This window comes from Pseudomonas fluorescens (assembly GCF_002022275.1).
In the GTDB taxonomy this organism is placed as follows: domain Bacteria; phylum Pseudomonadota; class Gammaproteobacteria; order Pseudomonadales; family Pseudomonadaceae; genus Aquipseudomonas; species Aquipseudomonas fluorescens_AJ.
Window position 1 is genome coordinate 369499 of sequence record NZ_MSDF01000014.1, and the last position, 19860, is coordinate 389358.

Here is a 19860-nt window from a genome sequence, read left to right on the forward strand (position 1 = left end):
TTCTCCTTCCGGGCTTGGCGAAGGTGCGCGGAGCAGCTGTTTGCGCCTGAATGCCTTGAATTACAAGGCCTGCAGCCACGCCCAGCGACCCGCTCCGAAAGACGAAGCGCACCGAATGCCGCGCATTGTAGCCGCAAGCCGTAGGACTGGCACCTAACCGATTGGCCGTGCAGAGCGTCGAATCAGCCCGATCACCGGCAACAGGCCGACCAGCACCAGGGTCAGCGCCGGCAACGAAGCCCGCGCCCACTCGCCTTCACTGGTCATTTCAAAGATGCGTACTGCCAGGGTGTCCCAGCCGAACGGGCGCATCAGCAGGGTGGCGGGCATTTCCTTGAGCACATCGACAAACACCAGAAGCGCCGCGCTCAAGGTCCCCGGCAACAACAACGGCAGATACACTTTGCAAAACAGTCGCGGCCCGCTCACGCCAAGGCTACGTGCTGCTTCCGGTAACGACGGGCGGATTCGCGCCAGGCTGTTTTCCAGTGGCCCATAGGCGACCGCCAGAAACCGCACCAGATACGCCAGCACCAGCGCCGCCAGGCTCCCGAGCAGCAGCGGTTTGCCTGCGCCGCCCAGCAGGCCCGACAGCGGCACCACCAGTTCACGGTCCAGATAGCTGAACGCCAACATGATCGACACCGCCAGCACCGAGCCCGGCAAGGCATAGCCGACATTAGCCAGGCTGATGCCGGAGCGAATTGCCCGGGTCGGCGCCAGGCGGTTGGCGAAGGCCAGTATCAGCGCCACGCTGACCGTAATCAGCGCCGCAATGCCGCCCAGGTAGAGCGTGTGGACGATCAGGCCCGTGTAGCGTTCATCCAGGTCGAACCGACCGCGCTGCCAGAACCAGACGACCAGTTGCAGCACCGGAATGACAAACGCACACGCGAACACCAAGCCACACCAACCAGTGGCCGCCGCCGCCTTGAACCCACGCAGGTGATACAGGGCTTTGCCTCGCGGTCGTTCATTGCTCGGGCGGCTGGCACCGCGGGCACGCCGCTCGCCGTAAAGCACCAGCATCACCACCAGCAGCAACAGGCTGGCCAACTGTGCAGCGCTGGACAGACTGAAGAAGCCGTACCAGGTCTTGTAGATGGCGGTGGTGAAGGTGTCGAAGTTGAACACTGATACGGCGCCGAAATCGGCCAGGGTTTCCATTAAGGCCAATGCCACACCCGCGCCGATCGCGGGCCGCGCCATAGGCAGCGCCACGCGCCAAAATGCTTGCCAGGGCGATTGGCCCAGCACCCGCGCCGCTTCCATCAGGCCTTTGCCTTGAGCCAAAAACGCAGTGCGCGCCAGCAGGTAGACGTAGGGATAGAACACCAGCACCAACACGATAATCACGCCGCTGGTAGAGCGCACGCGTGGCAAACGCAAACCTGTGCCAAACCATTCACGCAGCAGGGTTTGCACGGGGCCGGAGAAGTCCAGCAGGCCGACGAATACGAACGCCAACACATAGGCGGGAATGGCGAAAGGCAGCATCAGCGCCCAGTCGAGCCAGCGCCGGCCGGGAAATTCACAGAGACTGGTCAGCCAGGCCAGGCTGACGCCCAACACCGTCACGCCAACGCCGACGCCCAGCACCAGCGTCAGGGTATTGCCCAGCAGGCGCGGCATCTGGGTTTCCCAGAGGTGGGACCAAATCTGCTGGTCGATACTTTGCCAGGACAGTAACAGTACGCTCAGCGGCAGCAACACCAGGGCGGCGACAGTGAAGACCGGCAGGTACCAGCGGCGCTGGGCGGGGTGGGCCAAGGAAAAGCTCTCTGGGGAATGATGATTTTGAATTCGCCTCGAACCAATGTGGGAGCGGGCTTGCTCGCGAATGCGTCGTGTCAGTCGGTACACGTGTGACTGATACACCGCCTTCGCGAGCAAGCCCGCTCCCACATTTAGATCTGCGCAGTCCTGCTGATTGTACTTAGTTCCAGCCGGCGCGATCCATCAACCGAATGGCCTCGGCCTGGCGCTTGCCCGCCACTTCCACCGGCAAGGTGTCCGCCACAAACTTGCCCCAGGTCGCCACTTCGGCCGACGGCGGTACCGCCGGGTTGGCCGGGAATTCCTGGTTCACATCAGCAAAGATCTTCTGCGCCTCAGGCGTGGTCATCCACTCCACCAGGGCTTTGGCGGCTTCCGGGTGCGGCGCGTGTTTGGTCAGGCCGATGCCGGACAGGTTCACGTGCACGCCACGGTCACCCTGGTTCGGCCAGAAGAGTTTTACCGCCAGGTCCGGCTTCTGTTTGTGCAGGCGGCCGTAGTAGTAAGTGTTGACGATGCCCACGTCGCACTGCCCGGCGTTGATGGCTTCGAGCACGGCGACGTCATCGGAGAACACGTCGGTGGACAGGTTGTTGACCCAGCCTTTGACGATTTCTTCAGTCTTGGCTGCACCATGTGTTTCGATGAGGGTGGCGGTCAGCGACTGGTTGTAGACCTTTTTCGCCGTGCGCAGGCACAGACGGCCTTCCCACTGCTTGTCGGCCAGGGCTTCATAGGTGGTCAGGTCGCCCGGTTTTACCCGCGCAGTGGAATAAGCAATGGTTCGTGCGCGCAGGCTCAGGCCGGTCCAGGCGTGTTTGGAAGAGCGGTATTGCAGGGGGATATTCTTGTCGATCACTTCGGAGGTGAACGGCTGCAGGATGCCCATTTGCTCGGCCTGCCAGAGGTTGCCGGCGTCGACGGTCAGCAGCAGGTCGGCGGTGGCATTTTCGCCCTCGGCCTTGATGCGCTGCATCAGCGGGGCTTCCTTGTCGGTGATGAACTTCACCTGTACGCCGGTCTTTTGGGTGTAGGCGTCGAACACCGGCTTGATCAGTTCGTCGATACGCGAGGAGTAGACCACCACTTCGTCGGCCGCCTGCACGGTGGTGGTGCCGATAAGGGTGAGTGCCAGGGCAGTCAGGAGGCGCTTGGGTGCCGACATGGTTGCGGTCTCTCGTGATCGAAGGAGCGCAAATGATAAGGACTCACATTTGGTGGCGCTTGGTGGAGGCGTTACGAGATGTTGCGTGGCCGGGGTTTGCGCTGGGGCTGATGGCCTCATCGCGGGCAAGCCCGGCTCCCACAGGGGGCTGCATTTCAGGTTCAGGGTTTGGCCAGGTCCGGGAGGTCACCGGTGAGGCCGAGGGCTTGGCGCACGAACACGGCCTTGGCTTCGGGCATTTGGTCGACCATTTTCAACCCGGCGTTGCGCAGCCAGCGCAGCGGCAGTTGATCGGCCTGGAACAGCCGCTCGAAACCTTCCATCGCCGCCATCAAGGCGAGGTTGTGCGGCATGCGCCGACGCTCGTAGCGGCTCAGCACTTTCACATCCGCCAGGCGCTCGCCGCGCTCGGTCGCAGACAACAGCACTTCGGCCAATGTCGCTGCATCGAGGAAGCCCAGATTTACGCCCTGCCCCGCCAACGGATGAATCACATGGGCCGCGTCGCCGATCAACGCCAGGCCTTCGGCGACGTAGCGTTTGGCGTGGCGCTGACGCAGCGGCACACAAACGCGCGGATCAGCGCTGATTACGCTGCCAAGGCGCCCTTCAAAGGCGCGCTCCAGCTCACGGCAGAAGCTCTCATCATCCAGTGCCATCAGGCGTTCGGATTCAGCCGGCGTGGTCGACCAGACGATCGAACACCAGTCCTCCTGCCCGTCCCGCACCAGCGGCAGAAACGCCAGCGGGCCGGTGTCGGTAAAGCGTTGCCAGGCCGTGCGCTGGTGCGCCTGGCTGCTGCGCACACTGGTGACAATGGCGTTGTGCAAGTAATCCCATTCGCGGGTCGCGGTGCCGGTCAGGCGCCGTACGGCAGAATTTGCACCGTCGGCGGCGACCACCAGCGGCGCGCGCAGTTTGCGACCATCGGCCAGGGTCAGCAGCCAATCGTCGCCAGAGCGGCGCATCTGCTCCAGGCGCGCGTTGGCCAGAAGGCCCAAATCGCAGTCGTGCAGGCGGTCGAGCAAGGCATCCTGAACCACACGGTTCTCGACGATATGCCCAAGCACCTCAGCGTGCACACTGGCCGCCGAAAAGTGGATCTGCCCGGTGCCGCTGCCGTCCCACACCTGCATTTCGCCGTAAGGGCTGGCGCGCCGGTCGACGATGCCCTGCCACACACCAAGGCGCTCGAGGATGCGCTGGCTGGCCGCCGACAAGGCGCTCACGCGAGGTTCGAAAGCTGCAGCACGGTCAAACGGTTTGACGCTCAGCGGGCTACCGTCGAGCAGCAGCACCTGCAGGCCACTGCCCTGCAACGCCAGCGCCAGGGCGCTTCCGACCATTCCGGCCCCGACAATCAGCACATCTGCGCGCATGTCCATGCTTTAAGCCTGCCTTGCTGGCGGCTTGCGCCGCACGTAAAGGGTTTTGTCGACGCACGCCACCAGAGTGCCGGCGCCGTCATGAATCTCGACCTTGAGCTGGGGCAAATACTTCTCGCCCCCTTCGGTCTGGCGACGCACCTCATCAAGCAAGGTTTCGTCGATGGAAAATTCGGCGTACACCGGGCCTTTGCCCGGCGAGATGAAGTCGATGCTCGCGGCCTTGTCCCACACAATGTAGTCGCGGCCCAGGTTCTCCATCAGCATCAGCATATAAAACGGGTCGACCATCGAATACAGGCTGCCGCCGAATTGCGTGCCGACGTAATTGCGGTTGTACCAGCCCAGGCCCATGCGCACTTTGACGTGACGAAAGTCGGCGCTCATGTGTTGCACACTGATGCCCGCGCCCAGGTATGGCGGGTACAAGGTCATGATCCAGCGCAGCAGCCGCGCCTTGCCCAGCCGTTGGATCAGCCACTTACCCATCGGAGCGCGTGCCCAGGCCCATGGCCTGACGAGCAAACCAGCGTTTGGCCGGCGGCAGCAAGTCCAGGCCCAGCAGGCCCATGTTGCGGCCCAGCGCGACCAACGGTTGAGCGCTGCCAAACAGGCGCGTGACTTGGTCGGAGAAGCCCACGGTCAGTTTCTGATCCAGGCGCTGACGCTCGCGATAGCTTTGCAACGTCGCCAAATCACCCGGGGTCTGCGGCCCGGCCAGCAGGGCTTCGGCCAAGGCATTCGCATCGCGCAGGGACAAGTTGAACCCCTGCCCGGCAATCGGATGCAGGCTGTGAGCGGCATTGCCGAGGACGACCAGGTGCGAGCGCACTTGCTCTTCGGCCTCTACCAACGTCAGCGGATACAAATGCCGGGCACCGACTTGCTTCAAGGTGCCCAGGCGATAGCCGAATACGCCCTGCAATTCACTGAGAAAACTGCGTTCATCAAGGTTGGCCAAGCGCTGAGCGTCCATGCCAATGCGCGTCCACACCAGCGCGCAACGGTTGTCGGGCAGCGGCAGCAAGGCCATCGGGCCTTCGTCGGTGAAGCGTTCGAATGCCTCGCCGTTGTGAGATTCGCTTGGGGTGATATTGGCGATCAGCGCGCTCTGGTTATACGGGCGGGTTTTCACGCCGATGCCCAGTTGCTCGCGCAAACCGGAGCGGCCACCGTCCGCCAGTACTGCCAGATCACATTCAAGGACCGTTTCATCGTTAAGCGTCAGGCGATAACCGTCGGGCAACGGCTCCATGCGCGTGACTTCCGCCGGGCAGCGCCAACTGATCACTTCTTTATCCAGACCTTTCCACAGGCATTGGCCGAGCCAGGCATTTTCCACGACGTAACCCAGCGCGGGCACGCCCTCTTCCATCGCCGACAAACGCGCGGTGGAGAAACGCCCACGGTCGGACACGTGGATCTGCTTGATCGGCTCGGCGCGGCGGGCGATGTCCTGCCACAGGCCCAAGCGTTGGTAAATCTGACGGGCACCAAACGACAGCGCCGAAGACCGCGCGTCGTAGCTCGGCTGGTAGCTGTCGCCCGGGGCGAACGGTTCGATCAGCACGATCTTCCAACCACGCGCCTTGGCCCCGGCCTGCAACGCCAGCGCCAGGCTGGCGCCCACCAGGCCGCCGCCGATAATCGCCAGGTTGACCCGGCTCATCGGGCGGCCGCCATCAGCGCTTCGATATCGGCGACAGTCTTGGGCACGCCGTCGGTCAGGATTTCACAGCCTTTCTTGGTCACTACCACGTCGTCCTCGATGCGTACGCCGATGCCACGCCATTTCTTTGCAACGTTCTGGTTGTCCGGCGAGATGTAGATGCCCGGCTCCACAGTCAACGCCATGCCGACTTCCAGCACGCGCCATTCACCGCCCACTTTGTATTCGCCCACATCGTGCACATCCATGCCCAGCCAGTGGCCGGCGCGGTGCATATAAAAGGCGCGGTAGGCTTCGCTGGCGATCAACTCGTCGACGTCACCTTGCAGTAAACCGAGCCTCACCAAACCCGCGGTGATGACGCGCACTGTGGCCTCGTGGGCCTGATTCCAGTGTTTGTCCGGCGCAATCTCGGCAAAGGCCGCTTCCTGGGAAGCCAGCACAATTTCGTAGATCGCCTTCTGTTCCGGCGAAAACGTTCCGCTGACCGGCCAGGTACGGGTGATGTCGCTGGCGTAGCAGTCGATCTCGCAACCGGCGTCGATCAGCACCAGATCGCCATCCTTGAGCACCGCGTCATTCTGCTGGTAATGCAGGATGCAGCTGTTGCGCCCGGCGGCGACGATCGAGCCATAGGCAGGCATCTTCGCGCCGCCCTTGCGAAATTCGTAGTCCAGCTCGGCTTCCAGGCTGAACTCATACAGCCCGGCGCGGCTGGCCTGCATGGCCTTCACGTGGGCGGCGCAGGAAATTCGTGCGGCCTCGCGCATTACCTTCACTTCTGCCGCCGATTTATACAGACGCATGTCGTGAAGCAGATGATCCAGGGCAACAAATTCATTCGGCGGCTGGGCGCCGAGGTGCGCTTTGGAGCGGATCACGTTGATCCACTCCATCACATGCCGGTCGAATTCGGCATTGCTGCCCATGGCCGAATACACCCGGTCACGGCCTTCGATCAGACCGGGCAGGATGTCGTCGATATCAGTAATGGGAAAGGCATCGTCGGCACCAAAGTCGCGGATCGCGCCTTCGGTGCCGGCGCGCAGGCCGTCCCAGAGTTCGCGCTCGGCATTGCGTTCGCGGCAGAACAGCACGTACTCGCCATGCTGGCGACCGGGCATCAGCACAATCACCGCTTCCGGTTCGGGGAAGCCGCTGAGGTACTGGAAATCGCTGTCCTGGCGGTACACATGCTCCACATCACGGTTGCGGATCGCCACAGCGGCAGCGGGCAGGATCGCGATGCTGTTGGGTTCCATCTGCGCCATCAGCGCCTTGCGGCGCCGGGTGTATTCCGCTTTGGGGATATGGATCATGGGCAGATGGGTGTCCTTTCTTAATGCAGCGACGGCTTGGGCGAAGCAGGTTCAGCAGACTTTTTGGTCTCGGTGAACAGCAGCAGCGGCGCAACGCGCAGGTATTCCATGACTTCCATGTAGTCGCCTTCGCCGTCTTCGGATTCTTCCAGGGCATCTTGCACCTGGGAGATGGCTGCCAAATCCTGCAACACTTCCTTGGCGTCGGTGCTCAGCTCGAGGCCGCCGGCGTTCACCCCAAAACCGTGGAGGAAACCCTGGCACCATTGGCCCAGCGCTGCGGCGCGTTCGGTCAGCGGCGCGTCGTCGGTCGGCAGCAGCAGGACCACGGTGACGTCATCACCGGTGAGCTCGCCCTTGACCATTTCCTGCAGGCCGATCAGCGCGTTACGCACGTTGTCGGTAGGTTCGGTTTCCAGCAGCTCGGCCACATCGGCCAGCCAGTTGTCGGCATCGAAGCCAACACCGGTGCAACTGCGGCCCAGCAACACGCCGTGCAGTTCAGCAGGCGAGCAAGGGTGACCGCTGGTGCTCAGCAGTTTGGAAAAAGCGTCGTACGGGGAGTTCTGAATAGGCATGGTGAGCTAGGCGCCAGACGGCGCAATGTCTAGAATGGAGCGCTGTATCCTAGCACCGGCAGACGTACCAAGACTATCAAGGGCGTCAGATCGTTTATCCTGCAGTTGCCATTCATCAGACAAATCCAGTGGAACCCAATGGAAGACACCGACCTGCAAGCGCTGATGGCCAGACTCGAACTGCTAATTGATCGGGTCGAGCAACTTAAGAGTCAAAACGGACTCCTATTAGCTCAGGAAAAGACCTGGCGCGAGGAACGCGCTCACCTCATTGAAAAAAACGAAATCGCCCGGCGTAAGGTCGAATCGATGATTTCGCGCCTGAAGGCCCTGGAGCAAGACTCATGAGTTCAAGCAATAGCGTAACCGTGCAGATCCTCGACAAAGAATATTCGATCATCTGCCCCCAGGAAGAGCGCAACAACCTGGTGAGTGCCGCCCGCTACCTGGATGGCAAGATGCGTGAAATCCGCAGCAGCGGCAAAGTCATCGGTGCCGATCGCATCGCCGTGATGGCCGCACTGAACATTACCCACGATTTGCTGCATAAGCAGGAACAGCCTGACGTGCAGGCCAGCGGCTCGACGCGCGAGCAGGTGCGTGACCTGCTGGAGCGCGTGGATCTGGTACTTTCTACCGATCCAGAGCCACCCAAGGGCTGATTGCCGCGACTGTTTAAGGTATACTCGCCCCACTCCCTGGCGTGTTTGCCAGTCGGCGATGTCCCTGAGCCGATTCGCACTACCCTGGAAGTTGCACGTTGGGCTGGTGTGCATGTCCGCTAGACGGAAAGCCTTAAAGCCTACTGCATCTTCCACCTTGAACTTTCGGGTTCAAGGGCTAAGTCGACAGCGGCTCTGTCGGGGAGCCTGAATTCCCAAACTCAATGCCAGTCCTCGGACTGGCATTGTTTTATGAGCCGAAAACCATGACCGAACCTGCGCCGCTTTCCCGTCCGCACCTTCGACGCATGTTGCGTAAAGCCCGCCGCGAACTGTCGCCGAGCGAGCAGCGCAAGGCCGCCCTTGGCCTGTATCGGCAACTGGCACAGCACCCGCTGTTTCGCCGGGCCAAACATATCTCTTTATACCTACCGACGGACGGTGAAATCGATCCGCGCCTGCTGCTGCGCGCCGCTCAGCGCCGGGGCAAAGCCACCTACCTGCCGGTGCTCAGTGCCTGGCCACGAACAAAGATGGTGTTTCAACGCGTGCGGCCTGGGGATAAGTTGCAGCCCAACCGCTTTCGCATTCTTGAACCGCGGGTGAATGCCCACCAGCAACGCCAGGTCTGGGCCCTGGATTTGGTGCTGTTGCCGTTGGTGGGGTTCGATGATGTCGGCGGACGCCTGGGCATGGGCGGCGGGTTCTACGACCGCAGTCTCGCTTACCTGGCTCGACGCAAAAGCTGGCGCAAACCGACGCTGCTGGGCCTGGCCCATGAATGTCAGAAAGTCGATCGATTGGCGCAGGCAAGCTGGGACGTGCCGTTGGCAGGCACTGTCACCGATAAGCAATGGTATATCGCAGAAACGTCGCCGGAATCAGCGACGCCTTGAAGCCGTGTTAACGCTTGAACGGTTGCGGCTGCTGCTGAGCCAGTTCAACGGGTGCATCGGTCTTGTTCGACCATTTGCTCTGCGCATACCCGGTGGTCACGACGCCCAGACCAAACAAAATAACCAAAATCCATAGTAAATCCGGTTTACGTTGCATCGATTGCCCCCCTGCAGGCACCTCGTACACGATGACAACAACGTTCCAAAGTAGTCCGTTGCAGCTGCGTCAAGCTTGAAGGCGGGCATTCTGCGGTAACGTGAACCAACACGCAAACCTTGACGCCAACCGACTGTCGGTTTGTCATGGAATTGCCCGACAACTTGCCCAATGCCTTTTTCAGGAGCCCAAAAATGGCCTACTGGCTGATGAAATCCGAGCCCGACGAACTCTCCATCGACGGTCTGGAAAAGCTCGGCGAAGCCCGCTGGGACGGGGTGCGCAACTATCAGGCGCGCAACTTTCTGCGGGCCATGGCAGTGGGCGATGAGTTTTTCTTCTATCACTCCAGTTGCCCGGAGCCAGGCATTGCCGGCATCGGCAAAATCGTCGAAGCGGCATACCCGGACCCGACGGCGCTGGAGCCGGAAAGCCACTACTTCGACGCCAAAGCCACAGCCGAGAAAAACCCGTGGAGCGCCATCAATGTGGCCCACGTTAAAACCTTTCCCAAAGCGCTGGGCCTTGGCTACCTGAAACAGCAAACCGCCCTCGCCGAACTGCCGCTGGTGCAAAAAGGCAGCCGGCTTTCCGTAATGCCGGTGACCGCCGAGCAATGGGCGGCCATCATTCAATTGCGTTGAGAGCGTTACTGGATGATCAGGTTGTTGAACAACAGGTCTTCAACCACCGGCTTGCCGGTCTCGTCGTTCATCACTTGCTGGGTTTGCTTCAAGGCTTCCTGGCGCAGTTTTTCTTTGCCTTCGACCGTGCTCATGGCCTCGCTGGTCTGCTGGGTGAACAGCGCGACCAACTGGTTGCGGATCAGCGGGTCATTGGCTTTGACGGCCGCAGCCGCTTCAGGCCCGGTCACGCGCAAGGCGATGTCGGCCTTGAACACCTTGAGCTTTGCCGTGCCGTCCAGGCCATAGTTGCCCACGAACGGCGGGGTCAAGCTGATATAGCTGACCTTCGGTGCCTCACCTTCTTTGGCTTCTTCGGCCTGGGCTGCCATCGGCAAGGTCAGGGCCAGCATCAACAGGATCCACGCTTTCACAGTTCATTCCTCGAATTCGGTTGCGGGCTAGCATAACGCTAGCAAGGCTGAGCACAAGCTTATGGCGGCTTATCAGGCCCGGGCATGCTCGTTGACCCACGGGCGTACCCTCCTACACTTATCGGCCACGATGCCAAAAGGAATAGTCCGATGAAAGCTGTGCTGTGCAAAGCCTTCGGCCCCGCCGAAACCCTGGTGCTGGAAGAGATCGAAAGCCCTGCGATCAAGAAGAACGAAATCCTGCTGGACGTGCACGCCGCCGGGGTCAACTTCCCGGACACCCTGATCATCGAGGGCAAATACCAGTTCAAGCCACCCTTCCCGTTTTCGCCAGGCGGCGAGGCGGCGGGCGTGGTCAGTGAAGTCGGTGAAAAGGTCAGCCATTTGAGGGTGGGCGACCGCGTCATGGCGCTGACCGGCTGGGGTAGTTTCGCCGAACAGGTCGCAGTGCCGGGCTACAACGTGCTGCCGATCCCGCCAAGCATGGACTTCAACACCGCCGCCGCCTTCAGCATGACCTACGGCACCTCGATGCACGCGCTGAAACAACGCGCCAACCTGCAACCCGGCGAAACCCTGCTGGTACTCGGCGCCTCTGGTGGCGTGGGCCTGGCTGCGGTGGAAATCGGCAAGGCCATGGGCGCCCGCGTGATTGCCGCCGCCAGCAGTGCCGACAAACTCGCGGTGGCCAAGGCGGCCGGCGCTGATGAGTTGATCAATTACAGCGAAGCCAATCTTAAAGACGAAATCAAACGCCTGACCGACGGCAACGGCGTAGATGTGATCTACGACCCGGTGGGCGGTGACCTGTTTGACCAGGCCGTCCGTGGCATTGCCTGGAACGGCCGTCTGTTGGTGGTGGGTTTTGCCAGCGGGCGCATTCCCGAGTTGCCGGTGAACCTGGCGCTGCTCAAGGGCGCCTCCGTGGTCGGGGTGTTCTGGGGTTCGTTTGCCCAGCGCCAGCCGCAGGATAATGCGGCGAACTTCCAGCAACTGTTTACCTGGTATGCCGAGGGCAAGCTCAAGCCATTGGTATCGCAGGTGTACCCACTGGAGCAGGCCGCCCAGGCTATCAATGACCTGGGGCAGCGCAAGGCGGTGGGCAAAGTCGTGGTCCAAACCCGGTAATGACTTGAAATGTGGTTAATGTGGGAGCTGGCTTGCCTGCGATAGCGATATCACTGACAGACCGCCATCGCAGGCAAGCCAGCTCCCACATTTGATCTTCAGTGTTCTTGAGCACCTATCACGACCCACACTTATCTATTCACGACATGTTCATAAGAGAACATGCAATTGCTCCCATTTCCTGTGTTTGCAGATAAGAGGCGATGCTATTTTCGGTAACGAAACTGTAACATTCGCATCCGCAGTCAAAACAAGAAATTTGGAGCTCTTGAATGTTTGCTTTCTTTCGACCTGCCGCACACCAGGCACGCCTGCCTGAAGAAAAAATAGACAGTACCTACCGACGACTGCGCTGGCAGATCTTCGCCGGTATTTTCTTCGGTTACGCCGGGTACTACCTGCTGCGTAAAAACTTCTCCCTGGCCATGCCCTACTTGATCGACGAGGGTTACACCCGTGGTCAACTGGGCCTGGCGATGTCGGCGATTGCGATTGCCTACGGCTTGTCCAAGTTCCTCATGGGCCTGGTGTCCGACCGCTCCAACCCACGCTACTTCCTGCCCTTCGGCCTGCTGATATCAGCGGGCGTGATGTTCATTTTCGGTTTCGCACCTTGGGCGACGTCCAGCGTGACCATGATGTTCATTTTGCTGTTCATCAATGGCTGGGCTCAAGGCATGGGCTGGCCGCCAAGTGGACGAACGATGGTGCACTGGTGGTCGCAGAAAGAACGCGGCGGCGTGGTGTCGGTGTGGAACGTGGCGCACAACGTCGGCGGCGGCCTGATTGGCCCGCTGTTCCTGCTCGGCATGGCCTGGTTCAACGACTGGCACGCAGCCTTCTACGTGCCGGCGACCGTGGCGTTGGCAGTGGCGGCGTTTGCCTTCATCACCATGCGCGACACCCCGCAATCGGTGGGCCTGCCGCCGATCGAGGAATACAAGAACGATTACCCGGAAGGCTACAACGCCAGCCACGAAGAAGAATTCAGCGCCAAGGAAATCTTCGTCAAGTACGTGCTGCGCAACAAAATGCTGTGGTACATCGCCTTCGCCAACGTCTTCGTCTACCTGCTGCGCTACGGCGTGCTGGACTGGGCGCCGACTTATCTCAAGGAAGCCAAGCACTTCGACGTGGATAAAACCTCGTGGGCGTACTTCTTCTATGAGTGGGCGGGCATTCCGGGCACGCTACTGTGCGGCTGGATGTCGGACAAGATCTTCCGTGGCAACCGTGGCCTGACCGGCATCGTATTCATGGCGCTGGTCACCGTGGCGACGCTGGTTTACTGGCTCAACCCGCCGGGCAACCCGATGGTCGACATGATTGCGCTGTTCTCGATCGGCTTCCTGATTTACGGCCCGGTGATGCTGATCGGCCTGCAAGCGCTGGAACTGGCACCGAAGAAAGCCGCCGGTACCGCTGCGGGGTTCACCGGTTTGTTCGGTTACCTGGGAGGCTCGGTGGCCGCCAGTGCAGCCATGGGCTACACGGTCGACCATTTTGGCTGGGACGGGGGTTTCGTACTGCTGGTAGGCGCGTGCCTGTTGGCAATCGCGTTCCTGATCCCAACGCTGTGGCACACCAACAGCATCAGCACGGCGCGTTAATCGCCGCCTGAACATCCCTTCGCACAACGCTTGAGCCGCGCCTCCAGATTTTTGTCTGGCATGGCGTGGCTACGCAGGGCGTTGACGGTCTGCTCGACATAATCGCGCGTAGTGCCGTAACGCCCGCAAGCGCTTTCCAGCACGTGGTTGAGCACGATGTCGGGCAGGTTGCCGGCATAGCTTGGCAAGTGCCGCTCCAACACAAACCCCAACGCCTGTACCTGGCTGCCATCTTCGAGACGGCAGTTGAGCCAGTGCGGCCGGTAGGAGGGGTAAGGCATCTCACGCTGCCACAAAGCGTAAAGCGAGGCTTCGAGCTGGTCTTCCGGCAAGCGGTAGGCAAACCCGCTGCAGGAGCCGCCGCGATCCAGACCAAAGACCAAACCCGGCAGCTCCGGCGTACCCCGATGCTCATGCGACCACAGATACAGGCCCCGGTGATAACCGTGGACCCGTGCCCGCACGCGCTCGGTCGAGGAGCATTCGGGACGCCAGATCAGCGAACCATAAGCGAATAGCCAGACCGGCCCACCCTTATGCCGGGCCATGGTGGCCTGCATTGAGCTCATCAACTGTTCGTGAGTGAGTTGCGGCCCCAGATCGAGCCGCGGAGGGTAAGCCAATTGCATAAGATCGGATTCAATAACAGTCATGGCGAATCGCTTAGGTCTCCTGCGTACTACCAGTTATAGGCAACTTTACCGTAATAAAACGCGCCGCTGTAACCGTACGGCGAAAAAGTACTGTAGGCGAGGTTGCCGCCACTGCTGGCGAACGCGTTGACCTTCTCCGGGTATTTGTCGGTGATGTTGTCGCCACCCAGGGTGAAGGTCCAATTCTTGAGCTTATAGTCCGCCGACAAATCCAGTATCCAGGTCGCGTTGAAAGTCTGATCGTTGACCTTGTCCGTCTGGTAACTGGTGAACTCACCATAGCGCACCAGGTTGCTGTGCAGCGCCCAATTGCCGTAGGTGAAATCGTTACCCAGCGTCAGTTTGTGCTGAGGCGTGGTGTCGCCGAGCAAACCGATCTGCTCGCGACGGTCTACCCGCAGAAGGTTGGCGCCCAAGCTGTCGAGGATGGCCGGGTTGGCCTTCACGTCGGTCACTTTGGTGTGGTTGTAGTTGTAGCCCACGGTGCTGTTCCAGCGGATGCCGTTATCGAACTGGTAGCGGTAGTTGGCCACCAGATCGACGCCGTCGGTGCTGGTGTCTGTGGCGTTGGTGAAGTAACGCGCCGTGGTGTAGTTGATGTTGCCGACCCCGTTGGCTTGCAGGTAGGCAATGGTCGCCGGGTTGAGGTTGAGGTTGGACGACAGGCTGATGCGGTCGCGGATGTCGATGCGGTACACATCGAGGGTCACGGTCAGATCATCTGCCGGTTCCAGCACCAGGCCCAGGCTGTAGTTGCGTGATTTCTCGGCTTTCAGGTCTTCGGCGCCCAACAGACGGGCGACCTGGCTATTGGCCGGGAAGGTGCCCGCCTCCTGGATAGTGCTGCCAATCAACTGCGACGAGGTGTAGGCAAAGTTCTGCTGGGCCAGGGACGGCGCGCGGAAACCGTTGGAAATACTGCCGCGCAAGGCCACTTGCGGGGTGAAGTCGTAACGCGCCGACAACGAGCCGCTGACGTTGGAGCCGAAGTCGCTGTAATCCTCGTGGCGCACGGCCGCCGAGGCACTGAGTTTTTCGGTGAAGTTGGTTTCCAGGTCCAGGTACTGGGCCCAGTTGTGCCGCGAGCTGCTGCCGGCGTCGGCATCGCGGAAACCACCGAGGCCCGAACTGCCGGTCTGGTAGTAGGACGCTGGCTCGCCCGCTTCGATTTCATAACCCTGATGCAGGTATTCACCGCCGAAGGCCACCGACACCGGGTAAGGCAGAAAGCCCAGATCAAATTCGCGGGACAGGTCCAGGCTGACCTGTTTCTGGTCATTGCTCAGTGTGCCGTTGTTGAATTTGCGCGGCGTCGCCAGGCCGAGTGAGGTGTTGATGGTTTCGGTGCTCAACTCATATTGGTTCTTGCCATAGTTGGCCGACAGGTCGTAATGCCAGTCGTAAGCCAGCAAGCCACGCAACCCGACCACCAACGAGGTATCTTCCAGATCACCCTTGATCAGCGGCAAGTAACCATTGGGGTTGAGCGCGGGGATGTTGTTGGACGCATTGCTCGCCCGGTAAAACGCCGCCGTTTCGCCGCGCCGCTTGCTGTAGCCGCCGAAACTGTAGAACTCGGCCGCGTCGTTGAAAGAATATTCGGAGTTGAACTGGAATTTGCCTTCATTGGTTGCCGGCTCGCCCTGACGGAACACGCGCTGGCCGTAAGTAGTGGAACCTACACTGCCCGGTCGGAAATCGTCGCCTGCGCGGTTGGTGTAATCGTTGTCGGCGCCTTCGCCCGACACGTTGATAAAGCCATTGTCACCCAGCGCAAAGCCGGTATTGCCGCTGACATTGCGCTGGATACCGTCACCTTTTTTGTATTCACCGAACTTGGTCGAAATCGAACCACCGTGGTCGTCGTGCTTGAGGATCACGTTGATCACCCCGGCAATCGCGTCGGAGCCATAACGGGCGGATGCACCATCGCGCAGCACTTCGATGTGGTCCACCGCCGACAGCGGGATCGCATTCAGGTCCGCGGGTGCCGAGCCACGGCCCACCGCACCGCCCAAATTGACGAACGCACTGGTGTGGCGGCGCTTGCCGTTAACCAGCACCAGCACCTGATCCGGCGACAGGCCGCGCAACTGCGCAGGCCGCACCAGCTCCGCGCCATCCACCAGGCTTGGGCGCGGGAAGTTGATCGATGGAATCAGGCGCGCCAACACGGCGCCCAGCTCATCGGAGCCGGTGCTGCGCAGGGTATCGCCGGAAATCACATCGATGGGTGACAGCGAAGCACTGGCGGTGCGCTCTTGGGCGCGGGTACCGGTGACGATGACGGTGTCGAGCTTTGGTGCGTCGGCGGTGGTTGTTTCGGCCGCCGATACCGGGTTGAAGCCTGCAGCGGTCAGCAAATTGGCTGACAAAATCGCTGAGTACAGCGCGTGTTTCCTGTAACTCCCCATACCGCTCCCCTTTGAATCAACAATCAGAACGTCAACGCTCTGAGTTCGTACGATCGATCCGGCTGGCGGGCGGTGGCGGTCAGTTATTGGTTATTGGAATAAATCGGTAGTCCGTTGAGATATAGCTTAAAGATATTTATGTAACAAATTAAATACCTTTAAGGAATAAGCGAATGCATAAGCCCGGTGCCCCACTCGTCAGGATTGCGCGCAGCAATCCCGGTACTTTCAGCCCCGGTTCAGCCTGGGCATGTGCCAAGCCGTCAAAATAACGCGCACATCACGACCCACCTAGCCGCCCATCACACCGACTACCGAGGTCGCACCCATGAAGAAATTCCGACTGCCCGGCTTGTTGTTCCTTGCCCAGGCCACTACCGCACTCGCCGCCGAAGTACCGCCGGCCAATGACGACAAAGGTTTTTGGTATGCGCAGACCAGCGTATACACCCGGCACTTTTCGCCCGACCCCAAGCACAACAACAATCAGGATCTGATCAACCTGGAGCGCAATGAAGCCTCAGGTTTTGTGTATGGCGGGGCGACGTTTCGCAACTCGTTCAGCCAGCGCTCGTATTACGCCTACGCGGGCAAACGCTATGACATGGCCGACTATCCGGTGTATCTAAAACTCACGGGCGGGGCGATCCAGGGCTATCGCGGCAAATACCGCGACAAGATTCCATTGAACCGTTTCGGCATTGCGCCGGTGATTATTCCGTCCGTGGGCACCCATTACGGGCCGGTTGCGGCGGAAGTGGTGTTGCTGGGGTTCAATGCGGCGATGATCACGACCGGCGTGCGCTTCTAAAAGCAGACACAAATCCTTGATGCAAACACAAATCCCTATGGGAGCTGGCTTGCCTGCGATGGCGGTGGGTCAGTGCACTGTGTGCAAGCTGACACGCCGCCATCGCAGGCAAGCCAGCTCCCACAGTTTGATCGGTGATCGGATCAGGGCCGAGGCGCGTAGGCGAACACATCGGCGCGCATCTGGTGCGCATCCATGCCGGCTTCGACCAGCGCATCCAGCGTGCCGTAAATCATCGCCGGCGAACCACTGGCGTAAACGTGCACGGCCTTGAGGTCGCTGATGTCTTCACACACCGCCTCATGCAACAGCCCGCAGCGCCCTTCCCAGCCGCACAGGTCGCTGACGACTTTGTGCAGGAACAGGTTAGGCAGCTGCAGCCACTGGTCCCAGTGTTCAATTTCGTAGAAATCTTCCGGGCGGCGCACGCCCCAATACAGATGCACCGGGTGCTTGAAGCCGGAGGCGCGACAATGCTCGATGAGGCTGTGCATCTGCGCCATGCCGGTGCCGGCGGCGATGAGCACTAGCGGCCCGTCCGGCAATTCGGCCAGGTGAGTGTCACCAAAGGGCAGTTCAATGCGCGCCATCTGGTTGCGTTGCAACTGTTCAAGCAGGTTGCGTGCGCTGTCCTCGCGGGCCAGCACATGCAACTCCAGCTCGCGCCCGGCATGGGGTGCGGAAGCCAGAGAGAACGCCGATTTTTCGCCATTCTCCCGCTCAATCATCAGGTATTGCCCGGCGTGGTAACGCAGCGCTTTGCCGGCCGGGGCACGCAGGCGCACGCGCCACACATCGCCACCGACCTCCACACACTCACTCAATTGGCACGACAACTTGCGCAATGGCAACTCTCCCGGCGCCAACACGCCATCCCACAACACAATGCAATCTTCCAGCGGTTCGGCGATGCAGGTGAAGAACTCACCATGGTCGCGAACCTCACCGGCTTGTTGCACCCGGCCCTCCACCAGCAGCGCCGCACACACGTGGCATACGCCATTGCGACAAGCCTGCGGGCATTCATAGCCCAGGCGGCGCGCCCCTTCCAGGATTCGCTCGCCAGGTACCAGCTCCAATATGGCGCCGGAAGGTTGCAGTGTTACACGCATCAATCTATTCCCAATTCTTTCCACATCGCGTCAACACGCGCGGTGACGGCTTCATCCTTGACGATCACCCGACCCCACTCCCGGGTAGTTTCACCCGGCCATTTGTGGGTGGCATCCAAGCCCATTTTCGAGCCAAGGCCCGACACCGGCGAAGCGAAGTCGAGGTAATCGATCGGCGTGTTATCTATCATCACCGTGTCGCGCTTGGGGTCCATGCGCGTGGTGATGGCCCAGATCACGTCGTTCCAGTCGCGGGCATTGATATCGTCGTCGGTGACGATAACGAATTTGGTGTACATGAACTGTCGCAAAAACGACCACACACCCAGCATCACACGCTTGGCGTGGCCCGGGTACGACTTCTTCATGGTCACAATGGCCATGCGGTACGAGCAGCCTTCAGGCGGCAGGTAGAAGTCGGTGATCTCGGGGAACTGCTTCTGCAGGATCGGTACGAACACCTCGTTCAGTGCCACGCCCAGAATGGCCGGCTCATCCGGCGGACGGCCGGTGTAGGTGCTGTGGTAGATCGGCTTGATACGGTGGGTGATGCGCTCGACGGTGAACACCGGAAAGCTGTCGACTTCGTTGTAGTAGCCGGTGTGGTCACCGTAAGGGCCTTCATCGGCCATTTCGCCCGGATGAATCACGCCTTCAAGAATGATTTCGGCAGTCGCTGGCACTTGCAGGTCGTTACCACGGCATTTCACCAGCTCCGTGCGGTTACCGCGCAGCAGGCCCGCAAAGGCATATTCGGACAGGCTGTCAGGCACCGGGGTTACGGCGCCGAGGATGGTCGCCGGGTCTGCGCCCAGGGCCACCGAGACCGGGAACGGCTGCCCCGGATGCTTTTCGCACCACTCACGGAAGTCCAGCGCACCGCCACGGTGGCTCAGCCAGCGCATGATCACCTTGTTGCGGCCGATCACTTGTTGGCGGTAGATACCGAGGTTCTGGCGGTCCTTGTTCGGGCCTTTGGTGACGGTCAGGCCCCAGGTGATCAGCGGGCCAACATCGCCGGGCCAGCAGGTCTGCACCGGGAGCATCGCCAGGTCGACATCATCACCTTCGATGACCACTTCCTGGCACACCGCGTCCTTGACCACTTTGGGGGCCATGGCAATGATCTTGCGGAAGATCGGCAGCTTCGACCAGGCGTCCTTCAAGCCCTTGGGCGGCTCGGGTTCCTTCAGGAACGCCAGCAGCTTGCCGATTTCGCGCAGCTCGCTGACTGACTCGGCGCCCATGCCAAAGGCCACACGGTCGGGCGTGCCGAACAGGTTGCCAAGCACCGGGATATCAAAGCCGGTCGGGTTCTCGAACAGCAGCGCCGGGCCCTTGTTACGCAGGGTACGGTCGCAAATCTCAGTCATCTCCAGGACCGGGGAGACCGGCACCTGGATGCGTTTCAACTCTCCGCGCTGCTCAAGTTGCTGCACGAAATCCCGAAGATCCTTGAATTTCATTA

The 19860-nt window shown here is 60.7% G+C and carries 20 protein-coding genes and 1 other RNA gene; 8 read left to right on the top strand and 13 right to left on the bottom strand.

Annotation, left to right across the window (positions count from 1 at the left end; translation table 11 throughout):
- Positions 1-153 precede the first annotated feature (153 nt).
- The 7 genes from BFW87_RS09945 to BFW87_RS09975 all read right to left on the bottom strand — a co-directional run bounded on the left by BFW87_RS09945 (position 154) and on the right by BFW87_RS09975 (position 7892).
- Positions 154-1770 (bottom strand): ABC transporter permease, encoded by a 1617-nt coding sequence (locus BFW87_RS09945; RefSeq protein WP_078739678.1) that lies wholly within the window; start codon positions 1768-1770, stop codon positions 154-156.
- Between the two features lie 166 nt (positions 1771-1936).
- Entirely contained in the window at positions 1937-2941 is a 1005-nt protein-coding gene (locus BFW87_RS09950) for an extracellular solute-binding protein (RefSeq protein WP_078739679.1), read from the bottom strand.
- 161 nt (positions 2942-3102) lie between these two features.
- Positions 3103-4320, bottom strand: a complete 1218-nt coding sequence (locus BFW87_RS09955) for a 2-octaprenyl-3-methyl-6-methoxy-1,4-benzoquinol hydroxylase (protein ID WP_176159734.1) — start codon at positions 4318-4320, stop codon at positions 3103-3105.
- A 9-nt stretch (positions 4321-4329) separates the two neighbouring features.
- Positions 4330-4815, bottom strand: a complete 486-nt coding sequence (locus BFW87_RS09960) for a DUF4442 domain-containing protein (RefSeq protein WP_078739681.1) — start codon at positions 4813-4815, stop codon at positions 4330-4332.
- Entirely contained in the window at positions 4808-5995 is a 1188-nt protein-coding gene (ubiH, locus tag BFW87_RS09965) for a 2-octaprenyl-6-methoxyphenyl hydroxylase (RefSeq protein ID WP_078739682.1), read from the bottom strand. The genes BFW87_RS09960 and ubiH overlap by 8 nt, the downstream gene beginning before the upstream one ends.
- Positions 5992-7314, bottom strand: a complete 1323-nt coding sequence (gene pepP / locus BFW87_RS09970) for a Xaa-Pro aminopeptidase (protein WP_078739683.1) — start codon at positions 7312-7314, stop codon at positions 5992-5994. The genes ubiH and pepP overlap by 4 nt, the downstream gene beginning before the upstream one ends.
- Before the next feature lie 20 nt (positions 7315-7334).
- Entirely contained in the window at positions 7335-7892 is a 558-nt protein-coding gene (locus tag BFW87_RS09975; protein ID WP_078739684.1) for a YecA/YgfB family protein, read from the bottom strand.
- Positions 7893-8030: 138 nt separating this feature from the next.
- On the opposite strand from BFW87_RS09975, the gene BFW87_RS09980 reads away from it, so the two are divergent.
- The 4 genes from BFW87_RS09980 to BFW87_RS09995 all read left to right on the top strand — a co-directional run bounded on the left by BFW87_RS09980 (position 8031) and on the right by BFW87_RS09995 (position 9450).
- The gene (locus tag BFW87_RS09980) at positions 8031-8240 is read left to right on the top strand and encodes a TIGR02449 family protein (RefSeq protein ID WP_003177365.1); all 210 of its coding nucleotides are present in this window, start codon (positions 8031-8033) and stop codon (positions 8238-8240) included.
- Positions 8237-8554, top strand: coding sequence for a cell division protein ZapA (locus BFW87_RS09985; protein WP_078739685.1), 318 nt, complete (start codon positions 8237-8239; stop codon positions 8552-8554). Before BFW87_RS09980 ends, BFW87_RS09985 begins: the two co-directional genes overlap by 4 nt.
- 30 nt (positions 8555-8584) lie before the next feature.
- Positions 8585-8763: non-coding RNA, 6S RNA (gene ssrS, locus BFW87_RS09990), on the top strand.
- A 57-nt stretch (positions 8764-8820) separates the two neighbouring features.
- Positions 8821-9450 (top strand): 5-formyltetrahydrofolate cyclo-ligase, encoded by a 630-nt coding sequence (locus BFW87_RS09995; RefSeq protein ID WP_078739686.1) that lies wholly within the window; start codon positions 8821-8823, stop codon positions 9448-9450.
- 7 nt (positions 9451-9457) lie between these two features.
- Here BFW87_RS09995 and BFW87_RS31960 read toward each other — a convergent pair whose 3' ends face one another.
- Positions 9458-9607 (bottom strand): hypothetical protein, encoded by a 150-nt coding sequence (locus tag BFW87_RS31960; RefSeq protein WP_176159726.1) that lies wholly within the window; start codon positions 9605-9607, stop codon positions 9458-9460.
- 194 nt (positions 9608-9801) lie between these two features.
- Here BFW87_RS31960 and BFW87_RS10000 point away from each other — a divergent pair, with 194 nt between their 5' ends.
- Positions 9802-10251 (top strand): EVE domain-containing protein, encoded by a 450-nt coding sequence (locus tag BFW87_RS10000; protein WP_078739687.1) that lies wholly within the window; start codon positions 9802-9804, stop codon positions 10249-10251.
- Between the two features lie 5 nt (positions 10252-10256).
- Here the strand turns inward: BFW87_RS10000 and BFW87_RS10005 are convergent, their stop codons facing one another.
- Positions 10257-10664: a flagellar basal body-associated protein FliL gene (locus tag BFW87_RS10005; RefSeq protein ID WP_078739688.1), complete on the bottom strand. Its 408-nt coding sequence runs from the start codon at positions 10662-10664 to the stop codon at positions 10257-10259.
- 150 nt (positions 10665-10814) lie between these two features.
- Between BFW87_RS10005 and BFW87_RS10010 the strand changes: the two genes are divergently transcribed.
- Complete coding sequence (locus BFW87_RS10010) at positions 10815-11792, top strand: NADPH:quinone oxidoreductase family protein (protein WP_078739689.1); 978 nt, start codon at positions 10815-10817, stop codon at positions 11790-11792.
- A 272-nt stretch (positions 11793-12064) separates the two neighbouring features.
- Complete coding sequence (gene glpT, locus BFW87_RS10015) at positions 12065-13402, top strand: glycerol-3-phosphate transporter (RefSeq protein ID WP_078739690.1); 1338 nt, start codon at positions 12065-12067, stop codon at positions 13400-13402.
- Here glpT and BFW87_RS10020 read toward each other — a convergent pair.
- Together BFW87_RS10020 and BFW87_RS10025 are read right to left on the bottom strand one after the other, a co-directional pair.
- Entirely contained in the window at positions 13399-14055 is a 657-nt protein-coding gene (locus BFW87_RS10020; RefSeq protein ID WP_078739691.1) for a gamma-glutamylcyclotransferase, read from the bottom strand. The two genes, glpT and BFW87_RS10020, sit on opposite strands and share 4 nt — an antisense overlap.
- Before the next feature lie 26 nt (positions 14056-14081).
- Positions 14082-16469 carry a TonB-dependent receptor plug domain-containing protein gene (locus tag BFW87_RS10025; RefSeq protein ID WP_078739692.1) on the bottom strand — a complete coding sequence of 796 codons (2388 nt, stop codon included), beginning with the start codon at positions 16467-16469 and terminating at the stop codon, positions 14082-14084.
- Positions 16470-16797: 328 nt separating this feature from the next.
- Between BFW87_RS10025 and BFW87_RS10030 the strand changes: the two genes are divergently transcribed.
- A complete protein-coding gene (locus tag BFW87_RS10030) occupies positions 16798-17280 on the top strand; it encodes a sn-glycerol-3-phosphate transporter (protein ID WP_078739693.1) in 483 nt (160 codons plus the stop codon).
- Positions 17281-17423: 143 nt separating this feature from the next.
- On the opposite strand, the gene BFW87_RS10035 is transcribed toward BFW87_RS10030, so the two are convergent.
- Together BFW87_RS10035 and ubiD are read right to left on the bottom strand one after the other, a co-directional pair.
- On the bottom strand, positions 17424-18392 hold the full coding sequence (locus BFW87_RS10035) for a CDP-6-deoxy-delta-3,4-glucoseen reductase (RefSeq protein ID WP_078739694.1): 969 nt from the start codon (positions 18390-18392) through the stop codon (positions 17424-17426).
- Positions 18392-19858, bottom strand: coding sequence for a 4-hydroxy-3-polyprenylbenzoate decarboxylase (gene ubiD, locus BFW87_RS10040; RefSeq protein WP_038444369.1), 1467 nt, complete (start codon positions 19856-19858; stop codon positions 18392-18394). Before ubiD ends, BFW87_RS10035 begins: the two co-directional genes overlap by 1 nt.
- Between the last annotated feature and the right edge of the window lie 2 nt (positions 19859-19860).